This is a genomic window from Novosphingobium aquae (genome assembly GCF_037572715.1).
Classification (GTDB): domain Bacteria; phylum Pseudomonadota; class Alphaproteobacteria; order Sphingomonadales; family Sphingomonadaceae; genus Novosphingobium; species Novosphingobium aquae.
In genome coordinates this window covers 57,060-74,186 of sequence record NZ_JBBHJY010000006.1, presented here as the reverse complement: position 1 = coordinate 74,186, position 17,127 = coordinate 57,060, and the positions used below count along the sequence as shown (strand labels likewise).

The 17,127-nt window shown below is 64.9% G+C and carries 15 protein-coding genes; 6 read left to right on the top strand and 9 right to left on the bottom strand.

Annotated features, from left to right (window positions below; genetic code table 11):
• Positions 1-4 precede the first annotated feature (4 nt).
• Positions 5-1,207: a serine hydrolase domain-containing protein gene (locus tag WG900_RS12490; RefSeq protein ID WP_339967525.1), complete on the bottom strand. Its 1,203-nt coding sequence runs from the start codon at positions 1,205-1,207 to the stop codon at positions 5-7.
• A gap of 59 nt (positions 1,208-1,266) precedes the next feature.
• Here WG900_RS12490 and WG900_RS12485 point away from each other — a divergent pair, with 59 nt between their 5' ends.
• Positions 1,267-1,536, top strand: a complete 270-nt coding sequence (locus WG900_RS12485; protein ID WP_339967523.1) for a hypothetical protein — start codon at positions 1,267-1,269, stop codon at positions 1,534-1,536.
• Positions 1,537-1,612: 76 nt separating this feature from the next.
• A complete protein-coding gene (locus WG900_RS12480) occupies positions 1,613-2,167 on the top strand; it encodes a VOC family protein (protein WP_339967522.1) in 555 nt (184 codons plus the stop codon).
• Here the strand turns inward: WG900_RS12480 and metH are convergent, their stop codons facing one another.
• The 4 genes from metH to WG900_RS12460 all read right to left on the bottom strand — a co-directional run bounded on the left by metH (position 2,168) and on the right by WG900_RS12460 (position 7,820).
• Positions 2,168-4,798, bottom strand: coding sequence for a methionine synthase (metH, locus tag WG900_RS12475; RefSeq protein ID WP_339967521.1), 2,631 nt, complete (start codon positions 4,796-4,798; stop codon positions 2,168-2,170). It lies immediately after the preceding gene.
• 105 nt (positions 4,799-4,903) lie between these two features.
• A complete protein-coding gene (locus tag WG900_RS12470; RefSeq protein ID WP_339967519.1) occupies positions 4,904-5,950 on the bottom strand; it encodes a homocysteine S-methyltransferase family protein in 1,047 nt (348 codons plus the stop codon).
• Positions 5,947-6,834: a methylenetetrahydrofolate reductase [NAD(P)H] gene (gene metF, locus WG900_RS12465; RefSeq protein ID WP_339967517.1), complete on the bottom strand. Its 888-nt coding sequence runs from the start codon at positions 6,832-6,834 to the stop codon at positions 5,947-5,949. Before metF ends, WG900_RS12470 begins: the two co-directional genes overlap by 4 nt.
• Positions 6,831-7,820 carry an ArsR/SmtB family transcription factor gene (locus WG900_RS12460; RefSeq protein WP_339967515.1) on the bottom strand — a complete coding sequence of 330 codons (990 nt, stop codon included), beginning with the start codon at positions 7,818-7,820 and terminating at the stop codon, positions 6,831-6,833. The genes metF and WG900_RS12460 overlap by 4 nt, the downstream gene beginning before the upstream one ends.
• A 223-nt stretch (positions 7,821-8,043) precedes the next feature.
• Between WG900_RS12460 and WG900_RS12455 the strand changes: the two genes are divergently transcribed.
• Together WG900_RS12455 and WG900_RS12450 are read left to right on the top strand one after the other, a co-directional pair.
• Positions 8,044-8,337: a hypothetical protein gene (locus tag WG900_RS12455; RefSeq protein WP_339967513.1), complete on the top strand. Its 294-nt coding sequence runs from the start codon at positions 8,044-8,046 to the stop codon at positions 8,335-8,337.
• Between the two features lie 76 nt (positions 8,338-8,413).
• Positions 8,414-8,620, top strand: a complete 207-nt coding sequence (locus WG900_RS12450) for a hypothetical protein (protein WP_339967511.1) — start codon at positions 8,414-8,416, stop codon at positions 8,618-8,620.
• On the opposite strand, the gene arfB is transcribed toward WG900_RS12450, so the two are convergent.
• The 4 genes from arfB to pabB are packed head-to-tail and all read right to left on the bottom strand — an operon-like array spanning position 8,617 to position 12,677.
• Positions 8,617-9,051: an alternative ribosome rescue aminoacyl-tRNA hydrolase ArfB gene (gene arfB, locus WG900_RS12445; RefSeq protein ID WP_339967509.1), complete on the bottom strand. Its 435-nt coding sequence runs from the start codon at positions 9,049-9,051 to the stop codon at positions 8,617-8,619. The two genes, WG900_RS12450 and arfB, sit on opposite strands and share 4 nt — an antisense overlap.
• The gene (locus WG900_RS12440) at positions 9,044-9,700 is read right to left on the bottom strand and encodes an RluA family pseudouridine synthase (RefSeq protein WP_339967507.1); all 657 of its coding nucleotides are present in this window, start codon (positions 9,698-9,700) and stop codon (positions 9,044-9,046) included. The genes arfB and WG900_RS12440 overlap by 8 nt, the downstream gene beginning before the upstream one ends.
• Positions 9,697-10,878, bottom strand: coding sequence for a pyridoxal phosphate-dependent aminotransferase (locus tag WG900_RS12435; RefSeq protein ID WP_339967506.1), 1,182 nt, complete (start codon positions 10,876-10,878; stop codon positions 9,697-9,699). Before WG900_RS12435 ends, WG900_RS12440 begins: the two co-directional genes overlap by 4 nt.
• Positions 10,875-12,677 carry an aminodeoxychorismate synthase component I gene (pabB, locus tag WG900_RS12430; protein ID WP_339967504.1) on the bottom strand — a complete coding sequence of 601 codons (1,803 nt, stop codon included), beginning with the start codon at positions 12,675-12,677 and terminating at the stop codon, positions 10,875-10,877. Before pabB ends, WG900_RS12435 begins: the two co-directional genes overlap by 4 nt.
• Positions 12,678-12,795: 118 nt before the next feature.
• On the opposite strand from pabB, the gene WG900_RS12425 reads away from it, so the two are divergent.
• Both WG900_RS12425 and WG900_RS12420 read left to right on the top strand, forming a co-directional pair.
• Positions 12,796-14,370 carry a helicase HerA-like domain-containing protein gene (locus WG900_RS12425; RefSeq protein ID WP_339967502.1) on the top strand — a complete coding sequence of 525 codons (1,575 nt, stop codon included), beginning with the start codon at positions 12,796-12,798 and terminating at the stop codon, positions 14,368-14,370.
• Between the two features lie 104 nt (positions 14,371-14,474).
• Positions 14,475-17,126 carry a M1 family metallopeptidase gene (locus WG900_RS12420; protein ID WP_339967500.1) on the top strand — a complete coding sequence of 884 codons (2,652 nt, stop codon included), beginning with the start codon at positions 14,475-14,477 and terminating at the stop codon, positions 17,124-17,126.
• Position 17,127: the final 1 nt, after the last annotated feature.

The following is a 17,127-nucleotide window of genomic DNA, read 5'->3' as shown; positions in this document are numbered from 1 at the left end:
CGGTTCAGCGCGGCAAGCGGTCGATCAGGGCTTCCTCACGGCTGGTGAAGGCGCTGCGGGCACCCTTGTCGCCATCGGGCACCGCGCTGGTGAAATAGGCGACACCCCGGCCTGTCCACGGATCAAACCACAAGCCGGCCTTCAGGCCATAGGCATCGCCGGAGTGACCAAACCGCATCACGCCATCGCCGAACAGATCATCACGGCACCCTTTCTGCCTATTGGCGAGCCGCTGCGCCGCCAGCCCGTAAGCGCAGAAAAAACCGGACTCGCCATCTTCGCCCAGCCCGTTGCCGCCATCGAAAGTCCACGCGGGCTTGAACATGCGCGAATAGCTCGGCTGCGAGAGGAAACCGGTCGCGGCATTGCTGGAGATAGCCCGCCCAAGCCGTGCCAGACCCTTCATCGAAATCCGAAGGCCGCCCTGCGGCGAGAACAGAGCGCCATTGTCTCCGGGTCGGTAGCTGGCCAGATCGCAGGAACCGTCCGCCGCCGGGACCACAAGGCAGTCCGGACGCCGCCCTTGAAGATCATCCTTCGCCACATCGCCGCTGGCCCGGTAAAGCACCACGGCGCGCTTGATCGTGGCGGGCGAACAGCCATCGCCCCAGTTGAAGCAGGCATCGAGCTTCAGGGGCCTGAGTACCAACCGCGCCATCAGCCGATCGAAGCGTTCGCCGGTCGCCCGCTCCATCACGCTGGCGACCACCGGGAAATTGAGATTGGTATAGTGGAACCAGCCCGAACCCGGCGCATGGGCAGCGTCCCACACGCGCGGATCGGCGAGGCGTTCGCGCAGGGTCATGCCCAAGGGGATGATGTAGAGATCCGGCCCGTCGAGCAGACCCGACTGATGCGACAGCAGCATGGCCAGGGTGATCGGCTTGTCCGGAAACGCCGGGTGGCGCAGCTTCCAGCCGAGATAGTCCGATACATCCCGATCAAGGTCCAGCTTGCCCTGATCGACCAGCCGCATCACGCCCATCGCGGTCACCAGCTTTGATATGCTGGCAATCCGCACGGGATCGTCGGCCGTGACTTTTCGCCCGGTAGCGCGGTCAGCGAGGCCTTCGGAAATCACCACTTTCGTGCCCTTGCGATCAAAGGCAACGGCAACCGCAGCGGGGGGAGCAGGGGACGTGGCATGGGCAGCCATCAGCAGCGGAGCGATCATCAGCATCGGCGCGATGATAATGTACCTGCGCACAAGGTCGAGCCTGTTTGCCGCAAGCCGCCTGTGGCATGGTAGCAAAGAAGGGATTGCCGATGGAAGAGAACAAGTTCGAAGCCGCGATTGAGCGGGTCAAGGAGCTGGGCGCCGAGGTTGAAAGCTCGGCCGAGGCCAGCACCGAAGGCGATGCGCTCGCCCATGTCCGCGCCGAGCTGCACAAGTGGGTCGACACCGTGGCCGGCGCCGTCGTCAACGCCGGGCTGGGCCGCGTGACGCTGCTGCATCACAACGGCAAGGAAACCAGCATAGCGTCAAGCGAACTGCCCTATCTGCTGTCACGCCCGGCGAGGTTCGAGACGGACTAGGATGCTGGAGCTTGCAGGCGCGGCGCGGCAGGCATAGCATCAGGCATCCTGTCCGGGTCGCGCTGAGGGGATTGCCATGGTCAAGCCAGCGAAGTTCGCTCACGTGGTCTATCAGACGCGGCGTTATGAAGAAATGCTGGCTTGGTACTGCAAGGTTTTCGAGGCCGAGATCGTCCATCAGGACCCCGCCCTCGCGTTCCTGACCTATGACGACGAGCACCACCGCTTCGCTTTCGCCAACCTCGACCTGTTGAAGTCCGATGGCAAAGATCCCGATGACCGCGGCACGATCGGCGTCAATCACGTCGCCTATACCTATGCCGATCTCGGCGCGCTGCTTGAAACCTATCTCCGGCTCAAGGATGAAGGGATCAAACCCTATTGGTCGATCCACCACGGGATCACATTATCGAACTATTACCGCGATCCCGACGGCAACCGGATGGAATTCCAGATCGACGTTGAGGAAAACTACATGGCTTCCGAAGTCTTCGCGGCGAATCCCATCGGGGTGGACGTCGACATGGACGCCCTTGTCATTCGTTGGCGAGCGGGCGGCGACCCACTGGACCTGATCAAGATGCCGGACGGACCGATGGCGCCTATTCCGGCGCTCCACGGAATGACCTGATCAGTCGAGGTTGGGCCGCAGCCAGCGCTCGGTTTCGCTCTCGCTCCTGCCAAAGCGCGCGGCATAGTCCGCCAGCTGGTCGCGTCCGATCCGCGCCACACCGAAATACTCACTCTCGGGATGGGCGAAGTAGAAGCCTGATACTGCCGCCGTGGGCAGCATGGCCATCGATTCGGTGAGGATCAGCCCAGCTGTGTTCCCGGCATCGAGCAGTTCGAACAGAATCGGCTTAAGCGTGTGGTCAGGGCAGGCCGGATAGCCGGGGGCCGGGCGGATGCCGCGATATTGCTCTTTGACCAGCGCCTCGTTAGTCAGCTGCTCGCCCGGCGCATAGGCCCAGAGCGTCGTGCGGACGTGCTGGTGGAGCCGCTCGGCAAAAGCCTCGGCAAAGCGGTCGGCCAGCGCCTTCAGCAGGATGTCGTTGTAGTCATCGTGGCCAGCACGGAAGCGTTCGAGGTGCGGTTCGATGCCGTGGATGCCGACCGCGAAACCGCCCAGCCAGTCACCATCGGGATCGATGAAATCGGCAAGGCAGTAATTCGCCCGGTCGCGGCTCTTGCGGATCTGCTGGCGCAGGAACGGCAGCTTGAGGTTGCGTTCATCATCAAGGTGCAGGGTCACATCATCGCCATCGCGCGCGCAGGGCCAGAAGCCGCAAACGCCCTTGGCAGTGAGCCACTTTTCGCTGACGATCTGGTCGAGCATCGCCAGCGCATCCGCGTGAAGCGCCCGCGCGCTTTCACCGACGACTTCGTCGTTCAGGATCGCGGGATAGACACCGGCGAGTTCCCAGGCGCGGAAGAACGGTGTCCAGTCGAAGCATTCGACCAGATTGGCGAGGTCCCAGTCCTCGAACACGTGGACCCCGGGCTGTTCGGGCGGCGGGGCCTTCTCGCTCATGTCGGCTTTGAAGCCGTTGGCGCGCGCGTCCTCGATCGAGAGCAGCACGGTCGGCTCCTTGCCAGCGCGCACGTCGCGTATGTGCTGGTAATCGTCGGCGGTGGTCCTGATGAAACCCTCAGCCTGCGTGTCCGAGAGCAATTGCGAGGCAACGCCGACCGCGCGGCTGGCATCAAGTACGTGGATCACCGGGCCTTCATAGGCGGGATCGATGCGCAGAGCAGTATGCAGCTTGCTGGTGGTCGCGCCGCCGATGAGCAGCGGGATGGTCATGCCGGCGCGCTGCATTTCCTCGGCTACGGTCACCATCTCGTCGAGGCTGGGAGTGATCAGGCCCGACAGGCCGATGATGTCCGCCTTTTCCTTTTGCGCGGTCTCGATGATCGTCGTCCACGGCACCATGACGCCAAGGTCGATCACTTCGTAGCCGTTGCACTGGAGCACGACGCCGACGATGTTCTTGCCGATATCGTGAACGTCACCCTTGACCGTGGCCATGATGATCTTGCCCTTGGGCTTCGACGCAGCGGTCTTTTCCGCTTCGATGAAGGGGATGAGGTGCGCGACCGCCTTCTTCATCACGCGCGCCGATTTCACCACTTGCGGCAGGAACATCTTGCCCGATCCAAACAGGTCGCCGACGGTGTTCATGCCCTCCATCAGCGGGCCTTCGATCACTTCGATCGGGCGGCCGCCGCGTTCGTTGATCTCGGCGCGGGCGATTTCGGTATCGTCGACGATATGCGCGTCGATGCCCTTGACCAGCGCGTGCTCGATGCGGCGGACAACGTCCCAGCTGCGCCATTCCTCGGCGGCCTTTTCCTGCGCCACGTCGGTGCCGCGAAACTTCTCGGCGAGGGTGACGAGGCGCTCGGTGGCGCCTTCGTCGGCGTTGAGGATCACATCCTCGCAGGCCTGCCGCAGTTCGGGGTCGATCGTATCGTACACGTCGAGCTGGCCGGCATTGACGATCGCCATGTCGAGCCCGGCGGGGATCGCGTGGTAGAGGAAGATCGAATGCATCGCCCGGCGCACCGGTTCATTGCCGCGGAACGAAAACGAGAGGTTCGACAGCCCGCCTGAGAAGTGGACGTGCGGGCACGACACGCGGATTTCCTTCACCGCCTCAATGAAGTCGACCGCGTAGTTGTTGTGTTCCTCGATGCCGGTAGCGACGGCGAAGACGTTGGGATCGAAGATGATGTCCTCGGGCGGAAAGCCGATGCCGGTGAGCAGCTTGTAGGCGCGCTCGCAGATTTCGACCTTGCGTTCTTTCGTGTCGGCCTGGCCCTTTTCATCGAAGGCCATGACGACCACGGCCGCGCCGTAAGCCATGCATTTGCGCGCCGAATCGAGGAACGGCGCCTCGCCTTCCTTCATGGAGATCGAATTGACGATCGGCTTGCCCGAAACACACTTAAGGCCGGCTTCGATCACTTCCCACTTAGAGCTGTCGATCATCACCGGCACACGCGCGATGTCCGGTTCGGCAGCGATCAGCTTGAGGAAGGTGGTCATGGCGAAGACCGCATCGAGCAGGCCTTCGTCCATGTTGACGTCGATCACCTGCGCGCCGTTCTCGACCTGCTGGCGCGCGACCTCGACTGCCTTGGCATAATCGCCCGCAAGGATCAGCTTCTTGAACGCGGCCGAGCCGGTCACGTTGGTGCGTTCGCCGACATTGACGAAACGGGCGCCGCTTGGCCGGGCGGAGGAGGATGCCGTGGTCATAATCTTTTCTCTACTCGTCATTCCGGGCTTGCCCCGGGATCGCTGGCCAGAAGGCGCAGCGTGAAATTGCCAGCGGTCCCGGATCAGGTCCGGGACGACGCGGAATCAAGCCGCCATGATGAACGGTTCAAGACCAGCCAGCCGCGTTACAGGTTCAAGCACCGGCAACTGGCGTGGCGGCAGTTCGCTCGCCGCCTCGGCAATCGCGGCGATATGCGCCGGGGTCGAACCGCAGCAACCGCCCAGAACGTTGACTTGCCCAGCCCGCGCCCATTCGGCCACCAGTCCCGCAGTGGTCTCGGGCATTTCGTCATAGGCACCGAGTTCGTTGGGCAGTCCGGCATTGGGATAGACCATGATCAGCGTATCGGCGATCTCCGACAGCGCCTTCACGTGCGGGCGCAGTTGGGTCGCGCCGAACGAGCAGTTGAGGCCGACCGTCACCGGCTTGGCATGGCGCACGGCGTGCCAGAACGCCTCGACCGTGTGGCCCGAGAGGTTGCGGCCCGACAGGTCGGTCAGCGTCATCGACAGCATGATCGGCACTTCGCGGCCCAGTTCCGCCTCAAGCTGCTTCACCGCCATGATCGCGGCCTTGGCGTTGAGCGTGTCGAACACCGTTTCGACCAGGATAAAGTCCGCGCCGCCTTCGACGAGGGCCACGGCCTGTTCCTTGTAGACATCGACCAGAGTGTCCCAGTCGATCTCGCGGAAACCGGGATCGTTGACATCGGGTGACAGCGACAGCGTCTTGTTGGTCGGCCCGATGGCCCCGGCAACGAAGCGCGGGCGCCCATCCTTGGCCTCGAACTCATCCGCAACCTTGCGGGCCAGTCTGGCGCTCTCGACGTTGATTTCGCGCACCAGATGTTCGGCGGCGTAGTCGGCTTGGCTGATGCGGTTCGCACTGAAGGTGTTAGTCTCGGCAATGTCCGCCCCGGCGGCAAAATAGGCGCGGTGGATCGCCTCGGGCACTTCGGGCTTGGTCAGGGCGAGGATATCGTTGTTGCCCTTCTGGTCCTTCGTCAGGCCGAGCGAGCCGGCATAGTCGGCCTCGGTCAGCTTGCAGTTCTGAATCTCGGTCCCGAAGGCGCCATCGGTGATGAGGATGCGCTTGGCGGCCTCGGCGAGCAATTTTTCACGCGCGGTCATGCCGCAGTCTCCTTGGGACGCAGGCCGAGCAGATGGCAGGTCGCATAGGCCTGTTCCGCGCGGTTGAGGGTGTAGAAATGGAAGTCGCGGACGCCGCCTTCGTAAAGGCGTCGGCACAGGTCGGCAGCGACCACGGCGGCAACCAGCGCGCGCGGGCCGGGGCGGTCGTCGAGCCCTTCGAACATCGCCTCCATCCACGAGGGGATTTCCGTGTTGGCCGACATGCGGCGGATCGCGGCGAAGCTGGTCACCGGCATGATACCCGGCAGGATCGGTGCGGAGATGCCCGCCGCCAGCGCCTTGTCGAGGAAGCGAAAATAGGCCTCGGGCGAGAAGAAGAACTGGGTGATCGCGCGGTTGGCCCCGGCATCAAGCTTGCGCTTGAGATTGTCGAGATCGGCCGAGGCGCTGGTAGCTTCGGGGTGGACTTCCGGATAGGCGGCGACCGAAATGTCGAAGGCATGGCGCGCGGAAAGACCGGCGACGAGGTCGGCGGCACTGGCATAGCCATCGGGGTGCGGGGCGAAGCGTGCATCGGTGCCTTGCGGGTCACCGCGCAAGGCGACAATAGAGCGAACACCGGCTTCCCAGTACTGGTCGGCAATCTCGTCAATTTCGCCCTTGCTTGCTGCCACGCAGGTCAGGTGCGCGGCGGGCACAAGGCTGGTTTCGCGGACAATGCGCGAGACGGTGGCATGCGTGCGCTCGCGCGTCGATCCGCCGGCGCCGTATGTTACCGAGACGAAGCTGGGGCTCAGCGGTTCAAGCTGAGTGATCGCCTGCCACAACTGCTCTTCCATCTTCTCCGTCTTGGGCGGGAAGAATTCGAAACTGACAGAGATGTCTCCCGCCAGATCGGCGAACATCGGGGCTTGGGCGGTCATGCCGGTTGGCTCTTTCGTGCAGGGGAACGGAGGGGCTGGGCGGCATTGCGGGTGCCGGTCCAGATCTTGACGGTGAGTTCGCGGCCTGGAAGCGCGGTGGCCGAGGCGGCGGTGAACCCGGCCTCGGCGAGCATGGCCAGCATCGCCTCATCGGAAAAACCAAGGCGGGCGTGGGCGTGGACGCTGCGCAGTTCCTCACGGTCATGCGCGGCGAAATCGACCACGGCGACGCGGCCGCCCGTCCTGGTTACGCGCGCGGCTTCGGCCAGCACTCCGCCCGGATCCTGCGCATAGTGCAGCACCTGGTGGAACGTCAGCGTATCGAAGGCGGCATCGGCGAAGGGCAGCGCCGAGAAATCGCCCTGCACCAGATCGGCATGGCCGGCAGGCAAGTGCTGCAACCGGGCGCGGGCGATGCGGAGCATTTCCGGGCTCTTGTCGAGCGCGGTGACGTGGCTGGCGCGGGAGCCCAGCAGTTCGGCGATCCGTCCGGTGCCGGTGCCGACATCGAGCAGCGAGCCAAGATCGCTGCCGACGACTTCGAGCAGCGCGGCCTCAACCGTTTCGTCGGCGCTGTGCAGCGTGCGCAGCTGATCCCATTCGCCGGCGTGGCGGGCGAAGTAGGCGGCAGCCTGATTCTCGCGCCCGGCGCGGATCGCGGCGAGGTGGCGGCGGTCCTCCTCGCAGCGCGCGGCGAACTGGGCGTCATCGGCCTCTGCCGCATCGAGCAAGCGGGCAACGGCGGCACCGATCGGCGGGGCTCGGTCAGCCGCTACGGCGATGTGCAGGAACACCCACGAACCTTCGCGGCGGCGCTCGGCAAGGCCGGCATCGCACAGGATGCGGACATGACGCGAGACACGCGGCTGGCTTTGCCCGAGCACTTGTGCGAGTTCTCCCACGGCCAGCTCCATGTGGGCGAGTAGCCGCATGATGCGCAGCCGGGTGGTATCGGCAAGCGCGCGCAGGGTGGGATCGATCTTCATGGTCATGACTATGGAGCGGTCATATAAAGAATTCTTTATATCTCATCAAGTGCGCGTTTTTGCCAATCGCCCGGGCGCTCGCCGGACGCGTGTTAAGCTTGTGAAATGGTGTTTGTCTTGTCAGCACAGCTTGGCTAGACTCAGGCCAATGGCCCGGACGCAAGCCGGACCAGTGCCACCATTCAGTGCTAGATTTCATTGCCACCTTCACTAGGGACCCGACATGAAGAAGATTGCCTTTGCCGCCCTCGCTCCGCTGGCCCTTTTTGCCCTCGCCGGCTGCGCCAAGACTGACGATCCCAACGCCGAAGCCAGCGCCGACAATGTCGAGATGCCGGCTGAGGAAGCAATGAATTCGGCAGAAGCATCGGCTATGCCGGTCGAGGACAAGACCGCTGCCGAGGCCAGCGAAGCTGCCGCTCCCGCCAAGACGCCGGACGAAGTGAAGGACGCTGCCGCCAAGACTGCAGCTGATTTCGAAGACCTCGAAAAGGCGGATGCGGAACCCAAGCAATAAGCTGTCCGTTTCTGCTGCAAGAGCGGGCGCGGCGGCGATCGTGCTGCCGCGCTTGGCTTGCCTGAGGTCCTGTTCAATGAAGTATCTGGCTCTTGCCCCGCTGTTCCTGCTGGCCGCTTGCGGCAGTGGCAGCAATGCGCCGGGCGGGGTCACCGCGGGCGAAGCCAAGGCGCTCGACGAAGCGGCCGAAATGCTTGAGGCGAAGCAACTTAGCCCGAGCGCCATTCCGCCAGTACCGCGCGGCGAACTTGCCGCACCAGCCAGCACTGCCCCCCAAAACTAGTCGAAAGACACCTTGCCGCGCCCGGCCTTGACCGAGCCGCGTAGCTTCTTGCCTTGCAGCCGCTTTTCCTTGCCCACCCGATTGAGCCGCGATTTCGCGCGCTTTTGCGGCAAGTCATGCGCCGCGCGAATCAGTTCGGCGATCCGGTCGCGCGCGTCGGCGCGGTTCGCTTCCTGCGTGCGGTGCGAACGCGCGGTAATCACCAGTTCGCCGCGCGACGTCATCTTGCTGCCGGCGAGTGTCTTGAACCGCTGGAAAACCGCCGGTTCAAGCCGCAGCGCGAAGACATCGAGCCGAACCTGAACTGCCGTCGCGACCTTGTTGACGTTCTGCCCGCCGGGGCCAGCGGCGGCGATGAAGCTTTCGCTCAGCGCGCCCATGGCCAGTTCCACCGCGCGCTCCACCGCATTGCCGCCGGCTTCATCAGCCATCGCTGAAGCCGAGCGCGCGGAAATCGGCGGGTAACGGCGCCACTGCTTCGATCGGCGGCTTGCCTTCGCGGGTAACGGTGAGGCCAGCGGCGTGGAGCATCGTGCGCGGGGCGCCTTTGCCGTCACCATAGATCGGATCGCCGAGCAGCGGTGCGCCGAGTCCGGCGAGGGCATGGATGCGAATCTGGTGTGTGCGGCCGGTTTCCGGGCGGAATTCGACGAGGGTGTTGCCGCCGATCTCGGCGACCTTGCGCCAATGCGTCACCGCTTCCTTGCCCTTTTTCGCAGCGATCATCCGCCAACCCTTCTCGGCGCTGCTGATCTTGCTGAGCGACAGTGCAATGGTGCCGCTTTCCTCCTGCAAGGCCCCTGCAACGATACCGAGATAGCGCTTCTCCACCTGACGGTTCTCAAAGGCGGCAGAAAAACGCTTCAGCGCCTTCGGATTGCGCGCAAGAAGCAGGCAGCCCGAGGTATCCTGATCGAGCCGGTGGACCGGGAAAGGCACCCGCTGGAAGCCGAAGCATAATTCTTCGAGCCGGTCTTCCAGACTGCGCCCGCCGGCGCGCGGCTGATCGAGCGGCAGGCCACCCGGCTTGTCGATGACGAGCGCTTCGCCGTCTTCGAAGAGAACTGTAAGAGGGGTCATGCGAGGGCTGCTCCGATGCGCCGGACGGCCTCGTCCAGCTTGGCTTCGTCGGCAGCGAAGGAAATGCGAAAGCCATTCTGACCGCCGAAGGCAGAGGCCGGAACCACGGCGACGCCGTGATCAAGGAGATGAAGCACCAGCGCCCGGTCGTCGCCGAAGCGGTCCATCAGCGGGGCCGCGTCGATCATGCAATAGAACGCGCCGTCGGGCACCGGCGTCGAGAGGCCGGGGATAGCGCCCACCGCCGCGACCACCCGGTCACGCCGGGCGCGGAAAATCTCGCACCAGTCGCGCAAGAAATCCTGCGGCCCTTCGAAAGCGGCGACGGCCGCGGCCTGGCTGATCGAGGCCGGGTTGCCCGAGGAGTGCGACTGCAACGTCTCCATCGCGTCGATCAGCCACTTGGGTCCGGTCGAAACGCCGATGCGAAAGCCGGTCATGGCATGGCTTTTCGACACGCCCGAGACGGTAAGCACGCGCTCCGCCAGTTCAGGACATTCCACCGCCAGCGTCGCGTGACGGCCGGGGGTGTAGCGCAGCGGCGCGTAGATATCGTCGCTCATCACCAGCACCTGCGAATGCCGCTGCAGCACCTCGCCCAGCGCGGCAAGGTCCGCCGAGGAATATGTGGCGCCGGTCGGATTACCCGGGCTGTTCAGCAGCAGCCAGCGGGTACGCGGGGTGATCGCGGCTTCAAGCTGGTCCGCCGTGATGCGGAAGCCGCCCGCCGCATTGGTCTGCATTGGCACCACGGTGCCGCCGGCAAAGTTGACGATCTCGGGATAGGACACCCACCACGGCGCGGGGATCAGCACTTCGTCGCCGGGATCGACGGTGGCCAGAAGTGCGTGGAAGATCGCCTGCTTGCCGCCGGCGCTGACGATCACGCCCGAGGGATCGGTCTGTATGCCGAGGTCGCGCGCGAAATGCAGCGCAGCCGCTGCCTTGAGCCGCGCCGTGCCGCCGACTGCGGTGTATTTTGTATCGCCCGCATCGAGCGCCGCCTTGGCCGCCGCGACGACATGGGCCGGCGTGGCGAAATCGGGCTCGCCGACCGACAGCGAAATAATGTCGCGGCCCTCGGCGCGCAGCGCAATGGCGCGGTCGGTCATCGCCGTGGTCTGCGACGGGGCAACGCGCGACAGGGCAGCGGAAAGCCTCACGCCAACAGCCGTCATGAGAGCAAGCGGGCCGGCATCAGCCCGCGCAGGGCATTGCCGATCAGGAAGCCGCCGGACAGATCTTCAAGCGACAGTTCGGCTTCCTCGGCTTGCCCAGCTTCGATCAGCGACTGGCGCAGCACGCCGGGCAGCAAACCAAGCTGCGCGGGCGGGGTGAGCAACTTGCCATCGCGCTCGACAAACAGGTTGGTGAAGCTGCCCTCGGTGACAAGGCCATCATCGCGCAGCAGCAGCGCCTCCTGCGCGCCTGCGCCCTTCGCAGCGTCAAGCGCGGCGGTGTAGAACTGGCGGTCAGTCGTCTTGTGACGCAGCCGCCAGTCGCCGCTGTCCACCGGCAGGCGCAGCACCGCGCAGGTTGCTGGCTCGTCATAGACATCAGGCATCGGCGCAATCTCGAGCGCGTGGGCCCCGCTGCGCGCGACCACCAGCCGCACTTTCGCCGGCCCCTCAATCTCGAAACACAGCGCCTGGATTGCGTTACGCACGGCATGGCGATCGAAGGCGAAACCCAGTTCGCCTGCGCTGGTCTTCAGCCGTTCCAGATGCATTTCGAGCAGCGGAATCCCGCCCTCGGGTGTGAACGCCATCGTCTCGATCAGGTCAAAGCCGCCCGCCATGCCTCTTGCGAAACCTCCTTTGACCAGGCCTTCGCGCCATTCCGCGAGCCATTCCGAATCCGCGACCACTGCCGAGCCGACGCCCAGCACCGCGCTGCCCCGGCCATTCTCTCCGGGCGTCAGCCGCAAGGTGCGGATTGCCACATTGAACGCCGCCTCACCAGTTCCATTAGAGCTTGGAGGATCAATGCGGCCAATCGCGCCGCAGTAAGGCCCGCGTGCATCGCGTTCGATGGCGTCAATCAGTTCCATGGCGCGGATCTTCGGCGCGCCGGTGATCGATCCGCAGGGGAACAGCGCCCGCACGAGATCGAAGGGGCCGAAGCCATCGCGCAAGGCGGCGCGCACCGTGGTCGTCATCTGGTGCACGGTCGGATAGCTCTCGACCGCAAAGGGCCGCTCCACCTTGACCGTGCCCGGATCGGCCACCCGGCTGAGGTCATTGCGCAGAAGATCAACGATCATCAGGTTTTCGGCGCGGTCCTTTTCGGAAGCGACAAGCTCCTCGGACAGCGCGGCATCCTCCGCCGTATTTCGCCCGCGCGGCCGCGTGCCCTTCATCGGCTTGACCATGGCCTGCCGCCCGCGCAGCGCTGCGAACAGTTCGGGCGAGAAGCTTGCCAGCCACTGCGCGCCGTCATGGATCAGCCCGCCATATCCCGCCCCGGCCTTGGCGCGGATGGCCGCGTAAAGAGCCAGCGGATCGCCGTGAAAAGCCCCTGCCAGCGGGAAGGTGAGGTTGGCCTGATAGATGTCGCCGGCAGTAATCGCCGCCTGCACCGCATCGAACGCACGCCGGTAACCGCCCGGCGACAGCGCCGGATCAAGCGGGCCGATGCTCGCCTTGCCCTCGCCGCGCGCGGTCAACCATTCGGGAACGTCGGCAGCGGCAATTGTCTCGAAGCCGGCAAAGACCCCAAACCACAACAGCGGCCCCGCCGCCCCGGTGCGCGCATCGGCCAGCCGTGCCAGCCGGTTTTCCAGCGCCAGTCCGGCCTCATAGGCGATCCATCCGGCGAGGTGATGGCCGGCGGCATGGAGCGCGGCCAGCCTGTCCAGTGCGGGCAGAACCTCGTCCGCCCGCCGCGCAATCACCAGTTCCACCGGGTCACGATAAAGCCGCGCCGGGCTCGCGCCTTCGCTGCGGGCGTCGTCAAGCAGGATGAATGGGGCGGGCATAGCGGCGCGCTTCTAGTCACGATTGCCCGCGCTGGCCAGCGGTGCGATTTCCTCTCGCACAAGCGCTCATCCCGCCTTAAGCCAAGCGTCTGGAATCAAACCGGGAGCACGCGTCGCAATGGACAATATCTACATCGGGCTGGGATCGAACGGTGAGCGGCAGGAACTGCGCCTCAGCCGCGCCAACCGCCACGGCCTGATCGCCGGCGCGACCGGCACCGGCAAGACGGTGACATTGCAGACCATGGCCGAACAGTTTTCGCAGGCCGGTGTGCCGGTGTTCATGGCCGACGTGAAGGGCGATCTGGCCGGCGTATCGATGGCCGGCAGCGCGGATTTCAAGCACGCCGCCACGCTGGAAGCGCGCGCCAAGGAGATCGGCATCGATCCCTATACCTACCACGACAACCCGGCGATCTTCTGGGACCTTTACGGCGAAAAGGGCCACCCGATCCGCACGACGATTTCGGAAATGGGGCCGCTGCTGCTTTCCCGCCTGATGGGGCTTAACGAAACGCAGGAAGGCGTGCTGACGGTCGCCTTCAAGTGGGCCGACGACAACGGCCTGCTGCTGATCGATTTCGATGACCTGCAGCAGGTGCTGATGACCTGCGCCGAAAATGCCAGCGAGCTGGCATCGTCCTATGGCAACATTTCCAAGGCCAGCGTCGGCACGATCCAGCGCCAGTTGCTGTCGTTTGAAAGCCAGGGCGCGGACAAATTCTTTGGCGAACCGGCCTTCGAGATTCACGATTTCATCAGGCTGGACGAGAACGGCAAGGGCGTGATCAACGTCCTTGCCGCCGACAAGCTGATGCAGAACCCGAAGCTCTACGCCACCTTCCTGCTCTACTTGCTGTCCGAACTGTTCGAGGCGCTGCCCGAAGTCGGTGATGCCGAAAAGCCCAAGCTGGTGTTCTTTTTCGACGAAGCGCACCTGCTGTTCGATGATGCCCCGCAAGCACTTTTCGAAAAGATCGAGCAGGTCGTGCGCCTGATCCGCTCGAAGGGCGTGGGCGTGTTCTTCATCACCCAGAACCCGATCGACATTCCCGACAAGATCGCCGGCCAGCTGGGCAACCGCGTGCAGCACGCGCTGCGCGCCTTCACGCCGCGCGACCAGAAGGCGATCCGCGCGGCGTCAGAGACGTTCCGCATCAATCCCGACCTCGACGTCGAAACCGCGATCACCGAATTGAAGGTCGGTGAGGCACTGGTTTCCGTGCTCGACGAACAGGGCGCGCCGACGATTGTCCAACGCACGCTGGTCGCCCCGCCGCGCTCTCGGCTTGGCCCGGTGAGCGAGAAGGAACGCGCGATTATCCAGTCGATCAGCCCGTTCGATGGCAAGTATGACACGCTGGTCGACCGTGAGAGCGCCGAGGAAGTGCTGCAGGCCAAGGCCGCCGATGCCGCCGCCGCCGCTCAGCAGGTCGAAGAGGAAGGCGCGGAGGCTCAGCATTCGACCGAACGCCGCTCGCCCTCGCTGTGGGAGCGCGCCGGCAAGGCGGCTTTGGGCGCTGCCGCTGCTTCGGCAGGGACAATGGTTGCGCGCAAGATGACCGGGCGCAAGTCCGCCGGATCGCCGATGGCCTCTGCCGCCAGCGCGGCGGGCGGGACGATTGCCACGCAGCTTGGTGGAGCGATTTTCGGACGGTTCGCGCGCTCGATTCTAGGCAGTCTGCTGCGCTGATAGCCCTTCGTCGGCGCAGATCAGCGGTTCATCGACGGTTGCATTTGCAATCACTTGCGCCATGCAAGGGCGCAAGGTCCGCTCTTGCGCCCTTCGGAGATTCCATGCGTCTTTTGCTCGCCGCCGCCTCGACCCTGTCGCTCGCTATCGCCGCGCCTGCTCTTTCCGCAGAATCACCCGCCACCCCGGCTGACAGCGCGCCCGTTCCGCAAGGGCAGTTGAGCGATGCCGCCGCGCCGAAGACCTACCGGCTAGACCTGACCGTCGATCCGGCGAAAGAGCGGTTTTCCGGTCATGTCGAGATCGACGCCGAGCTGAAGGCGGCTTCGAGCTTCATCGATCTGCATGGCCGCGACCTCAATGTTACGCGGGCGGCCGCCACGGTCGGCGGCAAGACCGTGGTCGGCACCTGGACCCAGCGCACCGACAGCGGCCTCTCCCGCCTGACCTTCCCCGAAGTGCTACCCGCCGGCAAGGTGACGCTCGCTTTCGATTACGACGCGCCGTTCAACACTGGCCCCGCCGGCCTGTTCCGCGTCAAGGTGGCCGACGATTGGTATTCGTGGACCCAGTTCCAGTCGATCGACGCGCGCGCTGCCTTCCCCTCGTTCGACGAACCCGGCTTCAAGACGCCGTTCGAAGTCACCCTGCGCACGCCCAAGGGGCTGACCGCCGTGAGCAACGCGCCGCAGACCTCGACCCGCGAGGAAGCGGGACTCGACGTGCACCGCTATGCGCCGACCCTGCCGCTGCCGACCTATCTGGTGGCGATCATGGTCGGGCCGTTTGCCATGGTCGAAAGCACCGTGCCGCCCACGCCCCAGCGCTCCACCCCGCTGCCGCTGCGCATCGTCACGACCAAGCCCAATGCCGCGCGGATCAGCTATGCGCTGGAAAACTCGAAGCCCATCGTCTCGCTGCTCGAAAGCTATTTCGGCCAAGGCTTCCCCTATCCCAAGCTTGACCAGATCACGACGCCGATCCTGCCCGGCGCGATGGAAAACGCGGGCGCGGACCTCTACAACGATTCCATTCTCGTGCTCGATGAAGGCTCGCCGGTGCCGACCAAGCGCAATTTCGGCATGGTCGTCAGCCACGAATTGGCGCACCAGTGGTTCGGCGATCTCGTCACCCCGGCGTGGTGGGACGACATCTGGCTGAACGAGAGCTTTGCCAACTGGATGGGCTACCGCATCGGCGGCGAATGGCGGCCCGATCTCAACATCGGCTCGGGCGCCAATGCCGAGGGCTTTGCCGCGATGAACACCGATTCGCTCATCGCTGGACGACCGATCCAGCAGGCGATCCGCACCGACGCGCAGATCGACGCGGCTTTTGACACGATCACTTACGGCAAGGGCGGCCATGTCGTCGCGATGATCGCCGCCTTCATGGGCGACACCAAGTTTCGCGACGGCGTGCGCGCCTATATGGCCAAGCATCGCTATGGCAGCGCCACCAGCGGCGACTTCTTCGGCGCCATGGCCGAGGTTTCGGGCGATCCGCGAATCCTGCCCGCGATGCAGAGCTTCACCCGCCAGCAGGGCGTGCCGCTGATCACCTTCAGCAAGACGAAGGACGGCTGGACCGCCACGCAGAGCCGCTATGCCCGGCTTGGCACGACCCCGCCCGAGACGCGCTGGGGAGTCCCAGTCTGCGCACGGGCCGGGACCGAGCGCCATTGCCAGCTGATGGACGGCGCAACCACGACCATCACCTTCAAAAGCGCAGGTGCCGTGATGCCCAATGCCGGCGGCACCGGCTACTACCGTTTCGAACTGTCCTCAGCCGAATGGGACAAGCTGATTGCCGGGGCCGACACCTTGTCTGGCAACGAAGCGCTAGCCGTCGCTGACAGCCTCAAGGCGAGCTTCCAGGCCGGTCGCGGATCGGTGCGGCAGCTGAGCGCGCTGGCGAAAAAGCTGGTGCGCAATCCTGACAGCCACGCCTACGATTCTGCGATCGACGGCCTCGAAGCCTTGCGCGGCGCGGGCCTGTTCGATGACAAGGCGCAGAAGGCTTATGGCCGCTTCGTCGCCAAGCTCTATCGCCCCGAACTGGCAAAACTTGGACTGGACCTGAGTGCGGGTGCCTATGCCGGCGAAGACCCCGAACGCGTCCTGCGCCGCGCAGTGACCGTTTCGGCAGTCGGCGGCGTGGCGCGCGATCCGGCGATCCGCAAGCAGATGGCTGGCGCTGCCAGGGCCTTCCTGGCGGGCGACAGCAAGGCGCTCGACGCCATGTGGTACGGCGGCGCCTTTGCCGCATGGCTGGCCGATGGTGGGCTGCCGGCGGCCAGGGACCTGTTCGCCAAGGCCATGGTTACCGAAGATCCGGCGCTGCGCCCGACCTACCTTGGCGTCATCGGCAGCAGCGGCAAGACCGACATCGCCACCTGGGTGCTGGCCGACGCCAACGACCCCAAGCTGCGCCCCAGCGAGCGCCTCTCGCTGATCCGCGGCGTGGTCGCCAATCCGGCGACGCGTGACATGGGCTATGAGTGGATGAAGGCCAACCTCGACAAGCTGCTGAATGGCAGCGGCGGCATCTTCTTCGCCTCGCGGCTGCCGCAGATGCTGAACGGGTTCTGCTCGGCCGAACAGGCGGATGAACTGGCGAAATCGCTGCGCCCGCGCCTTGCCGGCAAGACTGCCGAGCTGGAGCTGGAACGTACGATCGAACGCGTCCGCAACTGCGGCGTGTTGCGCACGGCGCGCAAGGCCGAGGCGAGCAAGGAGGTGCTGAAGCTGAAGTAAT